This is a genomic window from Pseudomonas sp. NPDC089396 (assembly GCF_044749545.1).
In the GTDB taxonomy this organism is placed as follows: domain Bacteria; phylum Pseudomonadota; class Gammaproteobacteria; order Pseudomonadales; family Pseudomonadaceae; genus Aquipseudomonas.
The window spans coordinates 223,861-239,712 of the sequence record NZ_JBIVIC010000009.1 but is presented as its reverse complement, the minus strand read 5'-3'; the positions used below and the strand labels follow the sequence as shown (position 1 = coordinate 239,712).

13 protein-coding genes are annotated in these 15,852 nt (G+C 65.1%); 6 read left to right on the top strand and 7 right to left on the bottom strand.

Annotation, left to right across the window (positions count from 1 at the left end; genetic code table 11):
* Positions 1-52: 52 nt before the first annotated feature.
* The 7 genes from ACIPZB_RS18810 to ACIPZB_RS18780 form a co-directional block, all read right to left on the bottom strand.
* Positions 53-700: a TetR/AcrR family transcriptional regulator gene (locus tag ACIPZB_RS18810; RefSeq protein ID WP_400642056.1), complete on the bottom strand. Its 648-nt coding sequence runs from the start codon at positions 698-700 to the stop codon at positions 53-55.
* Positions 693-2,009, bottom strand: coding sequence for a spinster family MFS transporter (locus ACIPZB_RS18805; RefSeq protein ID WP_400642055.1), 1,317 nt, complete (start codon positions 2,007-2,009; stop codon positions 693-695). The genes ACIPZB_RS18810 and ACIPZB_RS18805 overlap by 8 nt, the downstream gene beginning before the upstream one ends.
* Before the next feature lie 63 nt (positions 2,010-2,072).
* The gene (gene dmpG / locus ACIPZB_RS18800) at positions 2,073-3,104 is read right to left on the bottom strand and encodes a 4-hydroxy-2-oxovalerate aldolase (protein ID WP_400642054.1); all 1,032 of its coding nucleotides are present in this window, start codon (positions 3,102-3,104) and stop codon (positions 2,073-2,075) included.
* Between the two features lie 10 nt (positions 3,105-3,114).
* The gene (locus tag ACIPZB_RS18795) at positions 3,115-4,044 is read right to left on the bottom strand and encodes an acetaldehyde dehydrogenase (acetylating) (RefSeq protein ID WP_400642053.1); all 930 of its coding nucleotides are present in this window, start codon (positions 4,042-4,044) and stop codon (positions 3,115-3,117) included.
* A gap of 28 nt (positions 4,045-4,072) precedes the next feature.
* The gene (locus tag ACIPZB_RS18790; RefSeq protein WP_400642052.1) at positions 4,073-4,864 is read right to left on the bottom strand and encodes a fumarylacetoacetate hydrolase family protein; all 792 of its coding nucleotides are present in this window, start codon (positions 4,862-4,864) and stop codon (positions 4,073-4,075) included.
* Positions 4,865-4,910: 46 nt separating this feature from the next.
* On the bottom strand, positions 4,911-5,684 hold the full coding sequence (locus ACIPZB_RS18785) for a glucose 1-dehydrogenase (protein ID WP_400642051.1): 774 nt from the start codon (positions 5,682-5,684) through the stop codon (positions 4,911-4,913).
* Between the two features lie 53 nt (positions 5,685-5,737).
* Complete coding sequence (locus ACIPZB_RS18780) at positions 5,738-6,718, bottom strand: flavin reductase (protein WP_400642050.1); 981 nt, start codon at positions 6,716-6,718, stop codon at positions 5,738-5,740.
* Between the two features lie 217 nt (positions 6,719-6,935).
* On the opposite strand from ACIPZB_RS18780, the gene ACIPZB_RS18775 reads away from it, so the two are divergent.
* From ACIPZB_RS18775 to ACIPZB_RS18750, 6 genes are all read left to right on the top strand, one after another.
* Complete coding sequence (locus tag ACIPZB_RS18775) at positions 6,936-8,372, top strand: coniferyl aldehyde dehydrogenase (protein ID WP_400642049.1); 1,437 nt, start codon at positions 6,936-6,938, stop codon at positions 8,370-8,372.
* A gap of 40 nt (positions 8,373-8,412) precedes the next feature.
* Positions 8,413-9,996, top strand: coding sequence for an amidase (locus ACIPZB_RS18770; RefSeq protein ID WP_400642048.1), 1,584 nt, complete (start codon positions 8,413-8,415; stop codon positions 9,994-9,996).
* Between the two features lie 133 nt (positions 9,997-10,129).
* Positions 10,130-11,317, top strand: coding sequence for an acyl-CoA dehydrogenase family protein (locus ACIPZB_RS18765; protein ID WP_400642047.1), 1,188 nt, complete (start codon positions 10,130-10,132; stop codon positions 11,315-11,317).
* A gap of 93 nt (positions 11,318-11,410) precedes the next feature.
* Complete coding sequence (locus ACIPZB_RS18760) at positions 11,411-13,120, top strand: FAD-dependent oxidoreductase (protein ID WP_400642046.1); 1,710 nt, start codon at positions 11,411-11,413, stop codon at positions 13,118-13,120.
* 9 nt (positions 13,121-13,129) lie between these two features.
* The gene (locus tag ACIPZB_RS18755; protein ID WP_400642045.1) at positions 13,130-14,824 is read left to right on the top strand and encodes an FAD-binding protein; all 1,695 of its coding nucleotides are present in this window, start codon (positions 13,130-13,132) and stop codon (positions 14,822-14,824) included.
* Positions 14,821-15,849 (top strand): 2Fe-2S iron-sulfur cluster-binding protein, encoded by a 1,029-nt coding sequence (locus tag ACIPZB_RS18750; RefSeq protein ID WP_400642044.1) that lies wholly within the window; start codon positions 14,821-14,823, stop codon positions 15,847-15,849. The genes ACIPZB_RS18755 and ACIPZB_RS18750 overlap by 4 nt, the downstream gene beginning before the upstream one ends.
* Positions 15,850-15,852 lie beyond the last annotated feature (3 nt).

The following is a 15,852-nucleotide window of genomic DNA, read 5'->3' as shown; positions in this document are numbered from 1 at the left end:
ACCGGGACGTGTAATTGACCGTGAACATGAGCCTTTGCCGGGTCAGTTCTTTCTATGACGCCAGCTGGGTAGAGGCAGGGGACAGAGCAATGAAAGCGTTGTCGTGTCTTTTGACATCGAGCAGACGCAGTACCATGTGCAGAAAGTGCGACTCTAGTTGCGCGGGCAGCCAGTGCACTGAGTTGCGTCGAAGTGCGTCGGCTGTACCGAGCAATGCCATGATCGCTGCAACCATCGAATCGACGTCAAGATCACCAAGGACGCCTTGCTGCTGGCTTTTTCTGAGCAAGCCTGGCAGGTAGGCGCTCAAACGGTCCGGCCGTTGCGACAGCCATGCTTGCAGGGGAGCGTCCAGGTGCCGCTGCTCATGCTGAAGGATCTTCGAATCGGCCGGATTTGCCAGCTGCCAGGCCAACACAAACGTGATGAATGACTTCAGTTCTTCTTGGAGGTGTTTGCGCCGGGGTACCCGCCGCCAGGCTTTATCGCGCTCTTCAAGCACATCCAGGATGACCATCAGCAACAGTTCCTGCTTGCTTGACACATGGTGATACAGGCTGCCCGGCAGCAAGCCGGCGCGGTTGGCAAGCTGGCGCATCGACATGGCGCCGAAGCCGACCTCGACCATCAGTGCCTTGGCGGCCTCGATAACGACGGCAGCACTTTCGCTGCGCTTGGCGGTGCAGGTGAATCTAGGCATAGTCGGTTGCCCTCGCTTGGCCAGGCAAATGTTGATGTGTGCGCCATAGCAGCGCAATCGGAACGACGATCGTGGCGCTGACCAGGACCAGGGCGTAGCGCAGCGATTGTTCGGCGAACCATGGCGTCAGGGCGTCGCTGAGCAGGCCGGTGGCCAAGGGCCCGATGCCTACCCCGCACAAGGTGGTCACGATGGTTTGCAACGCCACCGCCGTGGCGCGACGGCTGGCTGGCACCAGTTGCGTCAGCAGTGAGAAGCAAGGGCCTATCCACCAAACCGAACAGAAGCTGGAAAGTGCACACCAGAGCATCGCGCTGGGGATTGGTACCGAGCCAACGAACAGTAGGATGTCCTGTGGCCAGAGCAGGTAGATGATGAGCGTGCTACTGCCAAGAAGGTGGCCGAGAACCGGGATGCCGATATGCCATTCGTGATGCCTGACTGCCAGACGGTCAGTGATCCAGCCGCTGAACAGCGCGCCAAGGCCGGCACAGGTGCCTCCGATCAACCCCACGAGAATACCGGCGTATTGCAAAGGCATATTGTGACTGCGCACCAGGAAACTGGCGTTCCAGATCGCATAGGCATAAGCGCTGAACGTGGTGATGCCGCAGGCAAGTACCAGGCAACGGTAGGCAGGTAGAGCCCAGAGTTCTCTGGCGCTGGCCAGCAGGCCGGGCCTGGATATCGCATTGTGAACCGGTAACAGGTCGAAACGCCCGCGTTGTGGGTCGCGCACGGCGAAGGCGAACACGGCGCTGATCAGCAGGGCGGGCAAGGCCACGACGAAAAAGCCCGCGCGCCAGCCGTAGTGCTCGACCACCCATGCCCCCAGGCACAGTGCGATGATCGTGGAAAAGGTCGGGGCGGCGGTGTAGCAGGCAATGGCGAACGAACGCCGCTGTGGCGGGTAGAGGTCGGCGATGATGGACATCGCACTGGACGTGTTTGGCGACTCGAACACCGCCACCGCCATCCTTGCCATCACCAGAACGGCAAAGCTACCCGCCAAACCACAGGCCAGTGTGGCCAGTGCCCACAGCAATGAAGAGACTGCAAGCAGCCGAGGCCGTGACAGATGATCGGCCAAACGCCCGGCCGGCAGCCCAAGCAGCACGAATACGGCGGCGAAGGCCAGGCCCGAGACCAGGCCCATCGCCGTATCGCTGACAGCGAACTCTTGCTTGATGGGCTCGATCATCACTGCAATGATCTGACGGCCGACGAAGTTGTCGGCATACATCATCGCCAACAGCAACAGCAACCCGTGACTGCGCCAGCCAGAGGCCGGGGACGTGATACTGCTCATGAAGGGCTCCAGGATGGGCCGCGAAGCGGCCCAGGCAATTTCAGAGCAAAGCCAGCCTTGCCGTCAGGCGTTGGCCCTGCGTAGTCTGGCCAAGGTCATGGCCGTGTCTTCGATCATGTCCTCCTGGCCCCCGACCATGCCCCGACGGCCCATCTCCACGAGGATTTCGCGGGCCGATACGCCATACTTCTTCTCGGCACGCTTGGCAAACAGCAGAAACGAGCCATAGACCCCCGCATAGCCCATGGTCAACGCGTCCCGATCGCTGCGGATGGGGAAGTCCATGATCGGCACCACAAGGTCTTCGGCGACATCCTGAATGCCGAACACATCCACACCCGTTTCGATGCCCATGCGCTGACACACGGCCACCAGCACCTCCATCGGCGTATTGCCCGCACCGGCACCCAGGCCTGCGCAGGCGGCGTCGATGCGGCTGGCACCTGCGGCGACGGCGGCAATCGAGTTGGCCACGCCCATCGACAGGTTATGGTGGCCGTGGAAGCCGATTTCGGTCTGCGGGTCGAGCGCTGCTCGTAACGCCGCCACTCGTTCGCTCACCTGGTGTGGCAGCAGGTAGCCGGCAGAGTCGGTCAGGTAGACGCAGTTGGCCCCGTAGTTTTCCATCAGCTTGCCTTGCCGGGCGAGGCCTTCGGGGCTGTTCATGTGGGCCATCATCAGGAACCCCACGGTATCCAGGCCCAGGTGGCGGGCATGGGCAAGGTGCTGCTCGCTGACATCGGCCTCGGTGCAGTGGGTGGCCACGCGCACGGTGTTGACGCCCAGTTCGTGGGCCATCTTCAGGTGGTCGAGCGTGCCGATACCCGGCAGCAACAGCGCCGAGACTTTGGCCTGCTTCATCAGGGGGATTACCGCCGACAGGTACTGCTCATCGCTGTGCGCCGGAAACCCATAGTTCACCGAGCTGCCGCCCAGGCCATCGCCGTGGGTGACTTCGATCAGTGGCACGCCCGCGGCGTCGAGGCCGCAGGCGATGGTCTTCATCTGGTCCAGGGTGATCTGGTGGCGCTTGGGGTGCATGCCGTCGCGCAGGCACATGTCGTGAACGGTGATACGTTTGCCGTGAAGGTCCATGCTCGGCTCCTTAGGACAAGGCGGGTTGGGCGGTGGCAGGGCGCAACACCAGTTCGCCCTTGAGGATTTCCTCGGCGTACATCTCGGCGGTGCGGGCCGCAGCGGCGGTCATGATGTCGAGGTTGCCGGCGTAGCGGGGCAGGTAGTCCCCCAGACCTTCCACTTCCATGAAGATCGACACCCGATTACCGTCGAACACCGGGCCATTCACCAGCCGATAGCCGGGAACGTAGCGTTGTACCTGGGCAATCATCGCGCTGATGGCCGTGCTGATTGCCGCCTGGTCGGGCGTATCGGCGGTCAGGCAATGCACCGTATCGCGCATGATCAGCGGTGGTTCGGCCGGGTTGATGATGATGATCGCCTTGCCCTTTTTCGCCTTGCCCACCTGCTCCACGGCGCTGGCGGTGGTGCGGGTGAACTCGTCGATGTTCTTGCGCGTGCCTGGGCCTACCGACTTCGAGGCCGCGGTGGCGATGATCTCGGCGTAGTCCACCGGCTGTACGCTGGAGACCGCCGCGACCAGCGGAATGGTGGCCTGGCCGCCACAGGTGACCATGTTCACGTTCATCGCGCCCTGGCTCAGGTTGGCCTTGAGGTTCACCGGTGGCACGCAGTACGGGCCGATGGCCGCCGGTGTCAGGTCGATCATCAGCACGCCGAGGCTGTTGAGCTTGCGCGAGTTTTCCTCGTGGACATACGCGGAAGTGGCATCGAAGGCAATCTGGATGCGGTCTTCGCGCACATGCGGCAGCAGCCCGTCAACGCCATCGGCGGTGGTATTCAGGCCCATCTCACGGGCGCGAGCGAGCCCTTCGGACGTGGCATCGATGCCGACCATCCAGACCGGTTCGAGCAGTTCGCTGCGCTTGAGTTTGTACAAAAGGTCGGTGCCGATGTTGCCCGGCCCGATCACCGCGCATCGGATCTTTTCGTTCATGGTGTAGTGCTCCACTCAAAGGGTCGGGCTAGGGCACGAAACGCAGGCTGGATTGGCCCAGTCCGGCCATGTTCAGGCTGATACGGTCGCCGGCCGTCACCGGCACGAGGGGCGCGAGTGCCCCGGAAAGCACGATTTCGCCACGGCGAAACGCGATGCCCAGTTCACCCAGGGTGTTGGCCAGCCAGGCGACAGCTGCACAGGGGTGGCCTTGGACGGCCGACCCAAGGCCGGAGCCGGACGGCTGGCCGTTCTTCAACAGGTGCATCTCGATCCGTGCCAGGTCGAGCGTGCGCGGGTCGACGCGCTGACGGCCCAGTGCGAACACGCCGCACGAGGCGTTGTCGGCGACGGTGTCCTGAATGCGGATCTGCCAGTTGTCGATCCGCGAGTCGACGATCTCGAAACACGGCAACACCCACTCGGTAGCGGCCAGCACGTCCTCGGCGGTGATGCCCGGTCCGTGCAGGTCTTCGCCGAGCACGAAGGCAATTTCGCCCTCGGCGCGGGGCTGGATCAGCTTGTAGTGCGACAAGCTGACGTCCTGGCCGTCCTGCACCTGCATGGCATCGGTGAGAAAGCCGAAGTCTGGCTGGTGGACATCGAGCATTTCCTGCACGGCGCGGCTGGTGACGCCGATCTTCTTACCCACCACCCGCTCGCCCATGGCTTCACGACGGGCGAGAAAACGCCGGGAGATACGGTAGGCGTCACTCAGGTCGATGGCCGGGTGGCGCTGTGTCAGCGGTGCCAGGGGCTGGCGTGTGTTCAGGGCGTTGAATAGTTCATCGCCCAAGGCTTCTATCAACTGCGCGTCCATGAAAAGTCACTCTCGATCAGGGTAATGAAGGGTCGCTGGCAAGGGCTCAGCCGGGCCAGACACTGGAGTCGGCGCCGCCATCGACCTCGATGATCTTGCCGGTGACCCAGCCCGAGGCAGGGCTGGCCAGGTACAGCGCTGCGGCGGCGATGTCCTCGGGCTGGCCCAGGCACTTGAGTGGGGTGTTGGTTTCCATGGTGCTGCGCATGGCATCGGGCATGACCCCGGCCAGCGCATCGGTCAGGATCGGCCCTGGCGCTACTGCATTGACCCGAATCTGCGGGGCGAACTCCTGTGCCAGCAGCCGCGTCAGGTGGGTCAGCGCCGCCTTGGCGGTGCCGTAGGCACTGAAGTGGCGCTGGGCATATCGGGCTGCCACCGAGGTGATGTTGATGATGTTGCCGCCACCGTTTTCACGCATCAGCGGCACACACAGCTGCGCCAGGGCATAGGCCGCGCTGACGTTGAAGCGCAACACCTGCTCGAAGGCCTCCGGCGTCAGTGTCAACGGGTCGTTGGGGCCACCCCCGCCCGCATTGTTGACCAGGTGGGTGACCCGCCCCAGCTGCTCGCGGGTACGGCTGACCAACGCCACGCGCTGTTCGCTGTCCGTCACATCGCAGCTCACGGCCAGGGCGCGGCGGCCTCGGCTGCAGATCTCTTCGGCCACCGCTTCGACATCGCTCAGCGAACGGGCGCTGCAGACCACGTCGGCGCCAGCATCGGCATAGGCGAGGGCGATGGCGCGGCCGATTCCGCGGCCGCTTCCGGTGACGATGGCCACACTGCCCGTGAGGTTGAAGCGTTGCAATATGCTCATGGCAATCCTTTGTTGTTTTCCGAGTGGGTAGCAATGCACGCCGTGCAGAGCGCTCAGCGAGGCGCCCAGAGGTCTGGCAGGCCCGGGTCGGACGCGGTGATCAGGCGCTTGAGCAGCACCTTGAGGGCCTGGGCGTCACCGGCGCCCAGGCGCGCCGCAATGTCTTCCTCCACAGCCTTGGCCAGGGCGATTTCCTGCAGCGAGGCTTCCCGGCCGTCGGCCGTCAGCACGTAACGGGCCTCGCCGTCACCGACTTCGCGCGCAACCAGGTGCTGACGCTCGAGAAAACGCATGCTCGAGGTACTGACCACATGGCCGGTGTAGCCCACGAACCCGTTGATTTCGTCGAGGGTCAGGTTGTCGCGGATGCACAGGGTCGAGAGGATGAAGAAGGCGTGCTCGTCGAGTTGCTGGTTCTTCAACAGGCGGCGCAAGGCATGCAGCATCTGGTAGTGAGAACGCCCCAGCAGGTAGCCCAGCAGGTCTTCGGTGTAGCTGCATTCGGGCGGTGGCGGGGTGGTGGCCAGGCGCAGCTCGCTGCGGGGCTTGCGCATCGCCAGCGCGTACTGGCCGCTCTGGAAGGCCAGCGGCGCACGGTCGCTGTGGTCGAAGGCCAGCACTTCACCGACGAAAATCACGTGATCGCCGCCTTCGTACTGAAACGCCGTACGGCACTGGAAGCGCGCCGTGCAGTCCTGCAACAACGGTGCACCACTGATGCCGGACTCGAACGGCAGCTCGCAGAACTTGTCCTCGCCTTGCCGGGCGAAGCGGCCGGACAGCGACTCCTGCTCGGTCGACAGCACGTGCACGTTCCAGTGGCGACCCTCACTGAAAGCTGGCAGGCTGCGGGCATTCTTGGACAAGCTCCACAGCACCAGCGGCGGGTTGAGCGACACCGAGTTGAAACTGTTGGCGGTGATGCCGACCGGCGTGCCATCTTCGGCCTGGGTGGTAATGATGGTCACCCCGGTGGTGAAGGTGCCTAGGGCGGTGCGAAACGCTTGAGGGTCGAAACTGGCGGGCGTTGCCATGATGGGCCTCATCGAATGAGTGTGCGTTTGGCCAGTATTCCCAGCGCCGGCGCGGCCTGCATCGTCTCAACGGACTAACGTTTTTGCCGGCCTCGTCCACATGGACGAGGCGGTTGGGCGCCTTGCGCGGCTAGTTTGCTGCTCAGGGCGTTGTCTGACGACGGCCATCGTGGGCGCAGTGCGGTACCGCTGGCCCTTCTACAATCGAGGAGGCGCTATGAGTTGTGCAGTTTCTACCGTCGACGGCCTGTCGGCCCTGTTGGGTGAACAGAAAGCCGCGTTCAGTGCCCAGGGGGCTGTCGCTGCGCAGGTGCGCCGCGAGCGTATCCAGCGGGTGATCGACCTGCTGGTGGCCCACCACCCGGCGCTGGCCGAGGCCATGGATGCCGATTTCGGCGGCCGCCACCCGGGCTTTTCCCTGATGAACGATGTGCTGGGCTCATTGGGCTCGCTCAAGCACGCACGCGACCACCTGCACACCTGGATGCAGGACGAACCCCGCGAGGTGTTCGCCCCCTACGATCAACTTGGCGCGCATGCCTGGGTGATGTACCAGCCCAAGGGCAGCGTGGGCATCCTGGGCACCTGGAACGCACCGCTGTACACCTTGCTCAGCCCCTTGGCGTCGGCCTTGGCGGCGGGCAACCGAGCCATCCTCAAACCGTCGGAGGTGGCACCGCGAACGGCCGAGCTGGTGGCGCAGCTGATCGGTGAGTACTTCGACCCGCGTGAGGTCGGTGTGGTGGTGGGGGGGGAAGACATGGCCAAGGCGTTCACTGCCCAGCCCTTCGACCACCTGGTGTTCACCGGCGGCACCCAGGTGGGCAAGTCGGTGATGCGCAACGCCGCCGACAACCTGGTGCCGTTGACCCTGGAGCTGGGCGGCAAATCGCCCGTGATCGTAGGGCGCAGCGCGAACCTGGAAACCGCGGCCTATCGCATCGCCGTGTCGAAAACCACCAACAGCGGCCAGGTGTGCATCAACCCGGACCTGGTATATGTGCCCCGCGAGCACCTCGAAGAGTTCCTGCAGGCATTCGCGCGCACCTACCGCGAGCTGATTCCAGAAGTCAGTGACAACCCGGACGTCGTCGCCGTGGTCAATGCCCGGCACCTGATGCGGGTCGAGCACCTGGTGCAGCAAGCCCGGGGCCTTGGCGCACGCGTCCTGAGCCTGCCCTGCGAGCAGGCGGTCGACCTGCACAACCGTCGCCGTCCACTGCAGGTGGTGATCGACCCGCCTGTCGACAGCACGATCATGCACGAGGAAATCTTCGGCCCCGCCGTGGTGGTGGTGCCTTATGACCAAGTCGACCAGGTGCTGGCGCAGATCAACGCTCGCCCGCGGCCGCTGGCGCTGTACTACTTTGGCGAGGACACCCAGGAGCAGCAGTACGTCCTGGCCAACAGCCTCTCGGGGGGCGTTACCCTCAATGACGTGATGATGCACGCCGCGCTGCACGACGCGCCCTTCGGCGGCGTCGGGGCCTCGGGCATGGGCCATTACCACGGCCGAGAAGGTTTCCTGCAGTTCAGCCACATGCGCACGGTGCTCAGGGCGCCCGAACACGATCCGCGTGGCGAATGGGGCCTGTTGCCGCCCTACAGCGAACACTTCCTGGCAGCGATGGTGGCGCAGATCACTGCGGACTGAACCTGAAAACGATCAAAAGAATAAAAACGGAATTCAGCACATGAAAAACGACGTTCAACCCACCGCTCTCGACACTGCCGATACCAGCTCGTCCGGCTGGGCCAGGCGCGAGGTCCTCAAGGCCGGCGCTGTCACCCTGGGTGCAGGCTTGTTCGGGCGCTTTGCTGTTGCCGGTGCCACAGGCCTGAGCGCCAGCGATTACCAGGCCATGGATGCGTGGGCCATGGTCAAAGGTCTGCAAGCTGGCCAGTTCAGCGCCGAAGAGCTGCTGGCAGCGGCCATCGCCCGTTGCGAACAGGTCAACCCGAAGCTCAATGCCGTCAACATGCGCCACGACGAATATGCGCGAGCCTTGCTGGCGGCCAGGCGCAAGGCGGGTACCCTGGACCAGGGCACGCTGGCGGGCGTGCCGATACTGCTCAAGGACCTCAACACCTACCTGCAGGGCACACCCACCAGCAATGGCAGCCGCCTGTTCAAGGACGCCCCGCCAGCCCGCGTCACCAGCACCCTGGTCAGCCGTTTCGAAGCGGCTGGCGCAGTGCCGTTCGGCAAGACCACCAGCCCGGAATTCGGCCTGACCACCACCACCGAGTCGTTGCTCTGGGGGCAGACCCGCAACCCCTGGAACCTGGCGATGAGCGCCGGCGGCTCGTCTGGCGGTTCGTGCGCGGCGGTGGCGGCCGGTATCGTTGCGGTGGCCCATGCCACCGACGGTGGCGGGTCGATCCGCATCCCGGCGTCCTATTGCGGCGTGGTGGGGCTCAAACCGTCACGCTACCGCACGCCCAGCGGCCCGCTTCGGCTGGAAGGCGGGTTTGGCGCCAGCGTCGCCAACGTGGTCTCGCGCAGCGTGCGCGACACGGCGCTGTTCCTCGATGCCGGCCAGGGCCATGAGCCTGGCAGCCCCTACTGGGCGAGCCCCCTGCAGCGGCCCTACGTCGACGAACTGGGCCGTGATCCGGGCCGTTTGCGGGTAGGCCTGGTGCGCGATTCCATGACCGGTGCGCCGCTGCAGCCGGCGGTGGCCAAGGTGCTGGAACAGACCCTCCAGCAACTGCTCAGGCTGGGCCACGAGATCGATGAAGTGCGTTTGCCTGTCCAGCCACAGCAGCTGTTCGGTTCCCACGGCGCGGCGATGGGCAATGCGCTGCTGGCCATGGTCAACGACCGTGAAAAGGCCCTGGGTCGGGCGCTGGGGCCACAGGATCTGGAACTGATCACCTTCGGCGTGCTGGAGCGTGCGGGCAAGGTCAGCGGGGAGGGCGTCGTACGTGCGCGCCAGTCGTTCGAAGACATCAGCATGGCCATGGAGCAGCAGTTCGAGCGTTTCGATGTGCTGCTGTCGCCGGTCACCTCCAGCCTCACGCCCGCGCTCGGTGAGCTGTCGCTGAACCAGCCGTACGAAAGCTATGCGCAGAAGGCCATGGGCAGCGCCGGCTTCACGGTACTGGCCAATGTCAGTGGCCAACCGGCCATTTCCCTGCCGCTGGGCATGAGCGACGACGGCTTGCCGATCGGCATGATGTTCACCGCCCGCTTAGGGGGCGAAGACCTGCTGATCCGCCTGGCCGCGCAGTTGGAGCAAGACCGCCCTTGGGCCGCCCGGCGCGCGCCGGTGTAAGACGTTCGGGCACCAGGGAAGGTGCCGTTTCGCCGCTTGTCTAGTCCGCTTTGACGATGATTATTCAGTCCCTGCATTCGATCATCGACCCATGCCTCGTGCAACCGCACAACGCGATCGGGAGAACGAACGGATGGACAGCATGCGAGTCAAAACGCGCGAAGAACAGCAACTGCTAGACCATGCCCGGCGCATGGTCCCCGCCCTGAAAAGCCGCTCCGCACGGGCGGACCGCGAGTTCCGGGTGCCGGACGAAACCATTTTCGAACTGCAGCAGGCCGGTTTGCTGCGCGCCCTGCAACCCCGGGCCTTCGGTGGCTTCGAAGTCGACCCGCGGACCTTCTTCGAAATCCAGATGATCCTGGCCGAAGGCTGCATGTCGACGGCGTGGGTGTACGGGGTGATGGGCGTGCACCCCTGGCAGCTGGCGCGCTACCCACTTGAAGCGCAAAAGGATGTGTGGGGACAGGACCACTCGACCTTGATCTCTTCCACCTACATGCCGGTGGCCGAGGTGACGCCTGTGGAGGGCGGCTACCGGATCAGTGGCCGATGGGGCTTTTCCAGTGGCAGCGAACACTGCCAGTGGTGCTTCCTCGGCGGCGTGCTACCCGCCGACGAGCAGCGCGCCGCCGAGCACGGCACCTTCCTGGTGCCGCGCAGCGACTATCGGATCGAACACAACTGGGACGTGCTGGGCCTGCGCGGCACCGGCAGCCATGACATCGTGGTCGAAGATGCCTTCGTGCCTGCGCACCGCGTGCAGCGCACCAACAACTGCGAGGTCGACGCCACCCCAGGGCGTCAGGTCAACACCAACCCGATCTACGCCATTCCTTTTGCCCAGGTGTTCACCCGTGCGGTCTCGACGTCAGCCATTGGGGCCTTGCAGGGGGCCATCGATGCGTTTCGCGCCAACGCCGCCGCGCACATCGGCAAACATGGGATGAAAACCGCCGAGGATCCGGTGGCACAGACCACGGTGGCCGAAGCCACGATCATCCTCGATGGCCTGAAGCTGGTGCTCGAGCGCAACTACGCGCACCTGATGGCGCTGGCCGAGGCGGGTGAGTACCCGGACGTGGAAACCCGGCTGCTGTACCGCTACCAGTCTTCGTACGTCACCAACATCTGCGCCGAAAAAGTCAACGAACTGCTGCGCTGCATGGCGGCCTCCGGGCTTTACAACACCAACCCCGTCTCGCGGCTGTTCCGCGACCTGCACCAGGCCCGCGGGCATATCGCCAACAACTACATGGCATTCAGCCGCAGCCTGGGGGCGGTGCAACTGGGCCTGCCCAACCCGGACCCGTATGTCTGAGCCGTGCCCGGGCCGCCACTCTGCGCGCCCGGGCTTGCGAGCCCCTGGTCGGTATACCGGGGCAACCTAGATCACAGCCAAGGCACAACAACAATGACAGCTAACGCTCAGTCTACTTCTCACTACGACGTGATCGTCGTCGGTTCCGGCGCGGGGGCGATGACCTCGGCGCTGTTTGCTGCTGAACAGGGCCTGTCGGTACTGGTCGTTGAAAAAAGCGACAAGTTCGGTGGCACCTCGGCGATTTCCGGCGGTGGCATCTGGATTCCCAACAACCACTATTTTGCCGCCAAGGGCGGGCGCGACAGTTTCGAACTGGCCCTGCAATACCTCAAGGCTGCTACCGGTGAGCACGGCGATGACCTGCGCCTGCGCGCCTACCTCAAGCACGCGCCACAGATGATTCACGCCCTGGAGACCCGCAGCCGGGTCCGTTACGCCGTGGCGGAAAAGTACCCCGACTACTACCCGCAATTGCCCGGTGCCCTGGCGGGTGGCCGAACCCTGGATCCGCAACTGTTCGACACCAGCGCGCTGGGCGATGAGCTGCGCAACCTGCGTGCGCCATCGCCCTCGACCCTGTTGATGGGGCGTATCGCCTGGACGGCCAGGCATGCCCACAAGGCCATGTCCCGCTCGTTCGGCTGGCGCCTGCTGATCCTCGGCCTGATGCTGCGCTACAAGCTCGACTTCAAATGGCGGCGCAAGGGTCGCCGAGACCGCCGCGCCGCCCTGGGCAGCGCCCTGGTCGCAGCACTGCGCTGCTCGCTGATGGACCGCAAGGTCCCGGTGTGGCTGAACACCGATTTCCAATCGCTGCTGACTGACCAAGGCCGCGTCAGCGGCGTGCAGGTGTGTCGTGAAGGCCAGGTGGTGCAGTTGCAGGCTCGCCGCGCGGTGATCCTCGGCTCCGGCGGCTTCGAGCAGAACCAGGCGCTGCGCGAGCAGTACCTGCCGCAACCCACCCAGCGCAGCTGGAGCGCCACGCCACCGGGCAACAATACCGGCGCCGCCTTGCAGGCCGGTCTTGGCCTGGGCGCGGCGACGGCGTTGATGGACTGGGCCTGGTGGGCACCCACCCTGGCGGTGCCAGGCGAGGAAAAGCCGCGAGGGGTGTTTGCCGAACGAGCGTTCCCTGGCGCTATCGTGGTCAACAGCCAGGGCCGGCGGTTCGTCAATGAAGCCGCACCGTACCTGGAGTTCGTCGATGCGATGTACCGCGACAACCAGGACTCGGGGGGCAAGTCCATCCCGGCCTGGGTGATTTTCGATGGCCACTTCCGCTTCAACTACGCCATGGGCCCCTTGATGCCGGCCCAGGTAATGCCCGACAGCAGGCTGCGCAAGGAATGGCTCAATACCCTGTATTTCAAGGCCGACAGCCTGCCGGCCCTGGCTGCGCAGATTGGCGTCGATGCGGAGGGACTGACCCAGACCGTGGCGCGCATGAACGGCTTCGCCCGCAGCGGCGTCGATGCCGACTTCGGCCGCGGCGGCAATGTGTTCGACCGTTACTACGGCGACAGCAACGTCAAGCCCAACCCGTGCCTGGCGCCGTTGAGCAAAGGCCCTTACTACGCCATGCGCCTGGATGCTGGCGACATCGGCACCAAGGGTGGCTTGCTGACCAACGAAGACGCCCAGGTGATGAGCCAGGACGGTGAAGTGATCCCCGGGTTGTATGCCATCGGCAACTGCTCGGCCTCGGTGATGGGCACCAGCTACCCCGGTGCGGGCGGCACGCTCGGCCCGGCCATGACCTTCGGCTACATCGCTGCCCACCATATTGCCGCCCAGCGCTGAGGAGCTCACATGCCTGCTGCTGTTCACTCAAGCGCGACTGAAATACTGCCGGCGCTGCAGGCGGCCAATGCCGATGCGCTGCATTGGCACGCGCACTGCGATGTGCTGGTGATCGGCTGGGGCGCCGCGGGTGCCTGCGCGGCCTTGCAGGCACGGGCCGACGGCGCCGATGTACTGGTGGCCGACCGCTTCAGCGGTGGCGGGGCCAGTGCCAGGAGCGGGGGGGTGGTGTACGCCGGCGGCGGCACCCGTCAGCAGCGCGCCGCCGGCTTCGACGACACGCCTGAGGCGATGTTCCAGTACCTCAGGCATGAAACCCAGGGGGTGGTCAGTGACACCACCCTGCGGCGTTTTTGCCAGGACAGCGCAGCCAACCTGGCCTGGCTGGAAGGGCATGGTGCGGGCTACGCCCACAGCATGCCGCCCGGTGGCAAGACGTCGTACCCACCCGATGGCTACTTCTTGTATTACTCCGGCAACGAAACGGTGCCTTCGCACCGTGACGGCCTGCCACCGGCGCCGCGTGGACACCGCACGGTCGGCAAGGGGCAATGCGGCGCGGTGCTGTATGCACACCTCAAGGCGGCCTGCTTGCGCAACGGTGTTCGAACCCTGCTGCAGTCCAGCGCCCGGCGCCTGGTGGTCGATGCCACCGGCAGGGTCCTGGGCGCCGAATTGTGGTGCCTGCCTGCGGGAAGCGAACCGGCGCGCCTGCACGCCAAGTGGGCTGCACGCGCCGACCGTCTGCAGAATGTCGCGCCGCGCTACTGCGACAGGCTCAGACAACGCCTGAAAAAGCTCGAGCGTGACTGCGCAAGCCCTCTGCGGGTACGGGCGGCGCGTGGTGTGGTGTTGAGCACCGGCGGCTTCATCTTCAACCGCGACCTGATCGGCCAGCATGCTGCCAAGTACCGCCGTGCCTTCAAGGTCGGGTCTGCCGGCTGCGATGGCAGCGGCCTGCGCCTGGGCTTGAGCATTGGCGCGGCAAGCGATCGACTGCAGCAGGTATCGGCCTGGCGCTTCATCAACCCGCCGCTGTGCTGGCCCAAGGGTATCGTGGTCAATACGCTCGGCCGACGCTTCGTCAACGAAGAGCTCTACGGTGCGACCTTGGGCCAGCCGTTGTGCGAAGAGCAGGGCGGCAAGGCCTGGCTGGTGCTGGATGCGCGCTTGCGCAAGATGGCCATCAAGCAGACCCTGTTCGGCGGCTACTGGTGGTTCCAGCGCTTGCCGGCGTTGCTGCTGATGCTGTGGGGCCTGCGCAAGGGCCAGAGTGCCGAGCAATTGGCCCAGGCCACGGGCATGCGCAGCGATGTGTTGCGCAGCAGCTTGCAGGCCTACAACCGCGCGGCACGCGGCGACACAGCCGATGCCTTCGGCAAGTCGCCCGACAGCCGACAGGTGCTGGACCAGGGCCCTTACTACGCCATCGATATCTCCATGGGCAACCGGCTGTTTCCACTGGGTGCCCTGACCCTGGGCGGCCTCAAGGTGAACGAAGACAGCGGCGCCGTGCTCGACGAGCAGGGCGCGCCCATCACCGGCCTCTATGCCGCCGGACGCACCGCCATCGGTATTCCCTCCCACCTGTACGTCAGCGGCCTGTCGCTGGCCGATTGTGTGTTTTCCGGCCGGCGCGCCGGCCAGGCGGCCGCCGCGGCCAGCGCCGGTGATGACCTCAAACCCTGCGAGCAAGTGCCATGAGCCAGGACTACCAGACACTGCGCGTCACGCGCGTGATCGAAGAAACCTCAGACAGCCGCTCCCTGGAGTTCGAACTGCCAGAAGCATTGGTGACCCGTTTCGCGTATCGACCAGGACAGTTCCTGACCTTGCGAGTGCCGTACCAGGGCGGTTGGTTACCCCGTTGCTACTCGCTTTCGAGCACGCCGCTGCTCGACGAGCCGCTGCGGGTCACCGTCAAGCGAGTGCGCGACGGGCGCGCGTCCAACTGGTTGTGCGATGAAGTGCAGGCAGGCGATCAGCTGCAGGTGCGGCTGCCTGCCGGGGTTTTCGTGCCCCGCGAGCTGGACACCGACCTGTTGCTGTTCGGCGGTGGCAGCGGCATCACCCCGGTGCTGTCGATACTGCGCTCGGCGTTGCTGGCCGGGCGCGCCAAGGTCGTGCTGATCTATGCCAACCGTGATGAAGCCTCGGTGATCTTCCGAGAGCAGCTCAAGGCCTTGGCCAACGCTTATCCGCAACGGCTGCAGGTGATTCACTGGCTCGATTCGGTGCAGGGTATCCCTTGCGCCGACCAGCTGGCCGAACTGGCACGCCCGCATGCAGCCGCCGAGGCGTTCATCTGCGGCCCCGGCCCGTTCATGGATACCGCCGTCGCTGCCCTGCACAGCCTGGGCATGCCTACGGCGCGGGTGCACGTCGAACGCTTCGTTTCGCTGCCGCAGGAGGGGGATGCGCCACCGGCTGCCGTGGTCGACACCCTTCGACCCAACAGCCAGCTGTCGGTGCGCCTGGACGGCGAGGAGTACGAGGTGCCGTGCGCCGAAGGCGAAACCGTGCTCGATGCCATGCGCCGGGCCGGCCTGAACCCGCCCAGTTCTTGCCTGGTAGGTGCCTGCGCCACCTGCATGTGCACCGTAGAAGCCGGGGCGGTGCAGCTGCGCCGCAACGATGCCCTCGATGCGCAGGAGCTCGACCAGGGCTGGACGCTGGCGTGCCAGGCATTGCCCCGCAGCGAGTACCTGCGCGTGCTGTTTCCCGAATAACCC

Excerpts from the sequence above, each read along its gene's own strand:
- ACIPZB_RS18810 (WP_400642056.1), bottom strand. The coding sequence starts at position 700 with ATGCCTAGATTCACCTGCACCGCCAAGCGCAGCGAAAGTGCTGCCGTC.
- ACIPZB_RS18805 (WP_400642055.1), bottom strand. The coding sequence starts at position 2,009 with ATGAGCAGTATCACGTCCCCGGCCTCTGGCTGGCGCAGTCACGGGTTG.
- dmpG (WP_400642054.1), bottom strand. The coding sequence starts at position 3,104 with ATGGACCTTCACGGCAAACGTATCACCGTTCACGACATGTGCCTGCGC.
- ACIPZB_RS18795 (WP_400642053.1), bottom strand. The coding sequence starts at position 4,044 with ATGAACGAAAAGATCCGATGCGCGGTGATCGGGCCGGGCAACATCGGC.
- ACIPZB_RS18790 (WP_400642052.1), bottom strand. The coding sequence starts at position 4,864 with ATGGACGCGCAGTTGATAGAAGCCTTGGGCGATGAACTATTCAACGCC.
- ACIPZB_RS18785 (WP_400642051.1), bottom strand. The coding sequence starts at position 5,684 with ATGAGCATATTGCAACGCTTCAACCTCACGGGCAGTGTGGCCATCGTC.
- ACIPZB_RS18780 (WP_400642050.1), bottom strand. The coding sequence starts at position 6,718 with ATGGCAACGCCCGCCAGTTTCGACCCTCAAGCGTTTCGCACCGCCCTA.
- ACIPZB_RS18775 (WP_400642049.1), top strand. The coding sequence starts at position 6,936 with ATGAGTTGTGCAGTTTCTACCGTCGACGGCCTGTCGGCCCTGTTGGGT.
- ACIPZB_RS18770 (WP_400642048.1), top strand. The coding sequence starts at position 8,413 with ATGAAAAACGACGTTCAACCCACCGCTCTCGACACTGCCGATACCAGC.
- ACIPZB_RS18765 (WP_400642047.1), top strand. The coding sequence starts at position 10,130 with ATGGACAGCATGCGAGTCAAAACGCGCGAAGAACAGCAACTGCTAGAC.
- ACIPZB_RS18760 (WP_400642046.1), top strand. The coding sequence starts at position 11,411 with ATGACAGCTAACGCTCAGTCTACTTCTCACTACGACGTGATCGTCGTC.
- ACIPZB_RS18755 (WP_400642045.1), top strand. The coding sequence starts at position 13,130 with ATGCCTGCTGCTGTTCACTCAAGCGCGACTGAAATACTGCCGGCGCTG.
- ACIPZB_RS18750 (WP_400642044.1), top strand. The coding sequence starts at position 14,821 with ATGAGCCAGGACTACCAGACACTGCGCGTCACGCGCGTGATCGAAGAA.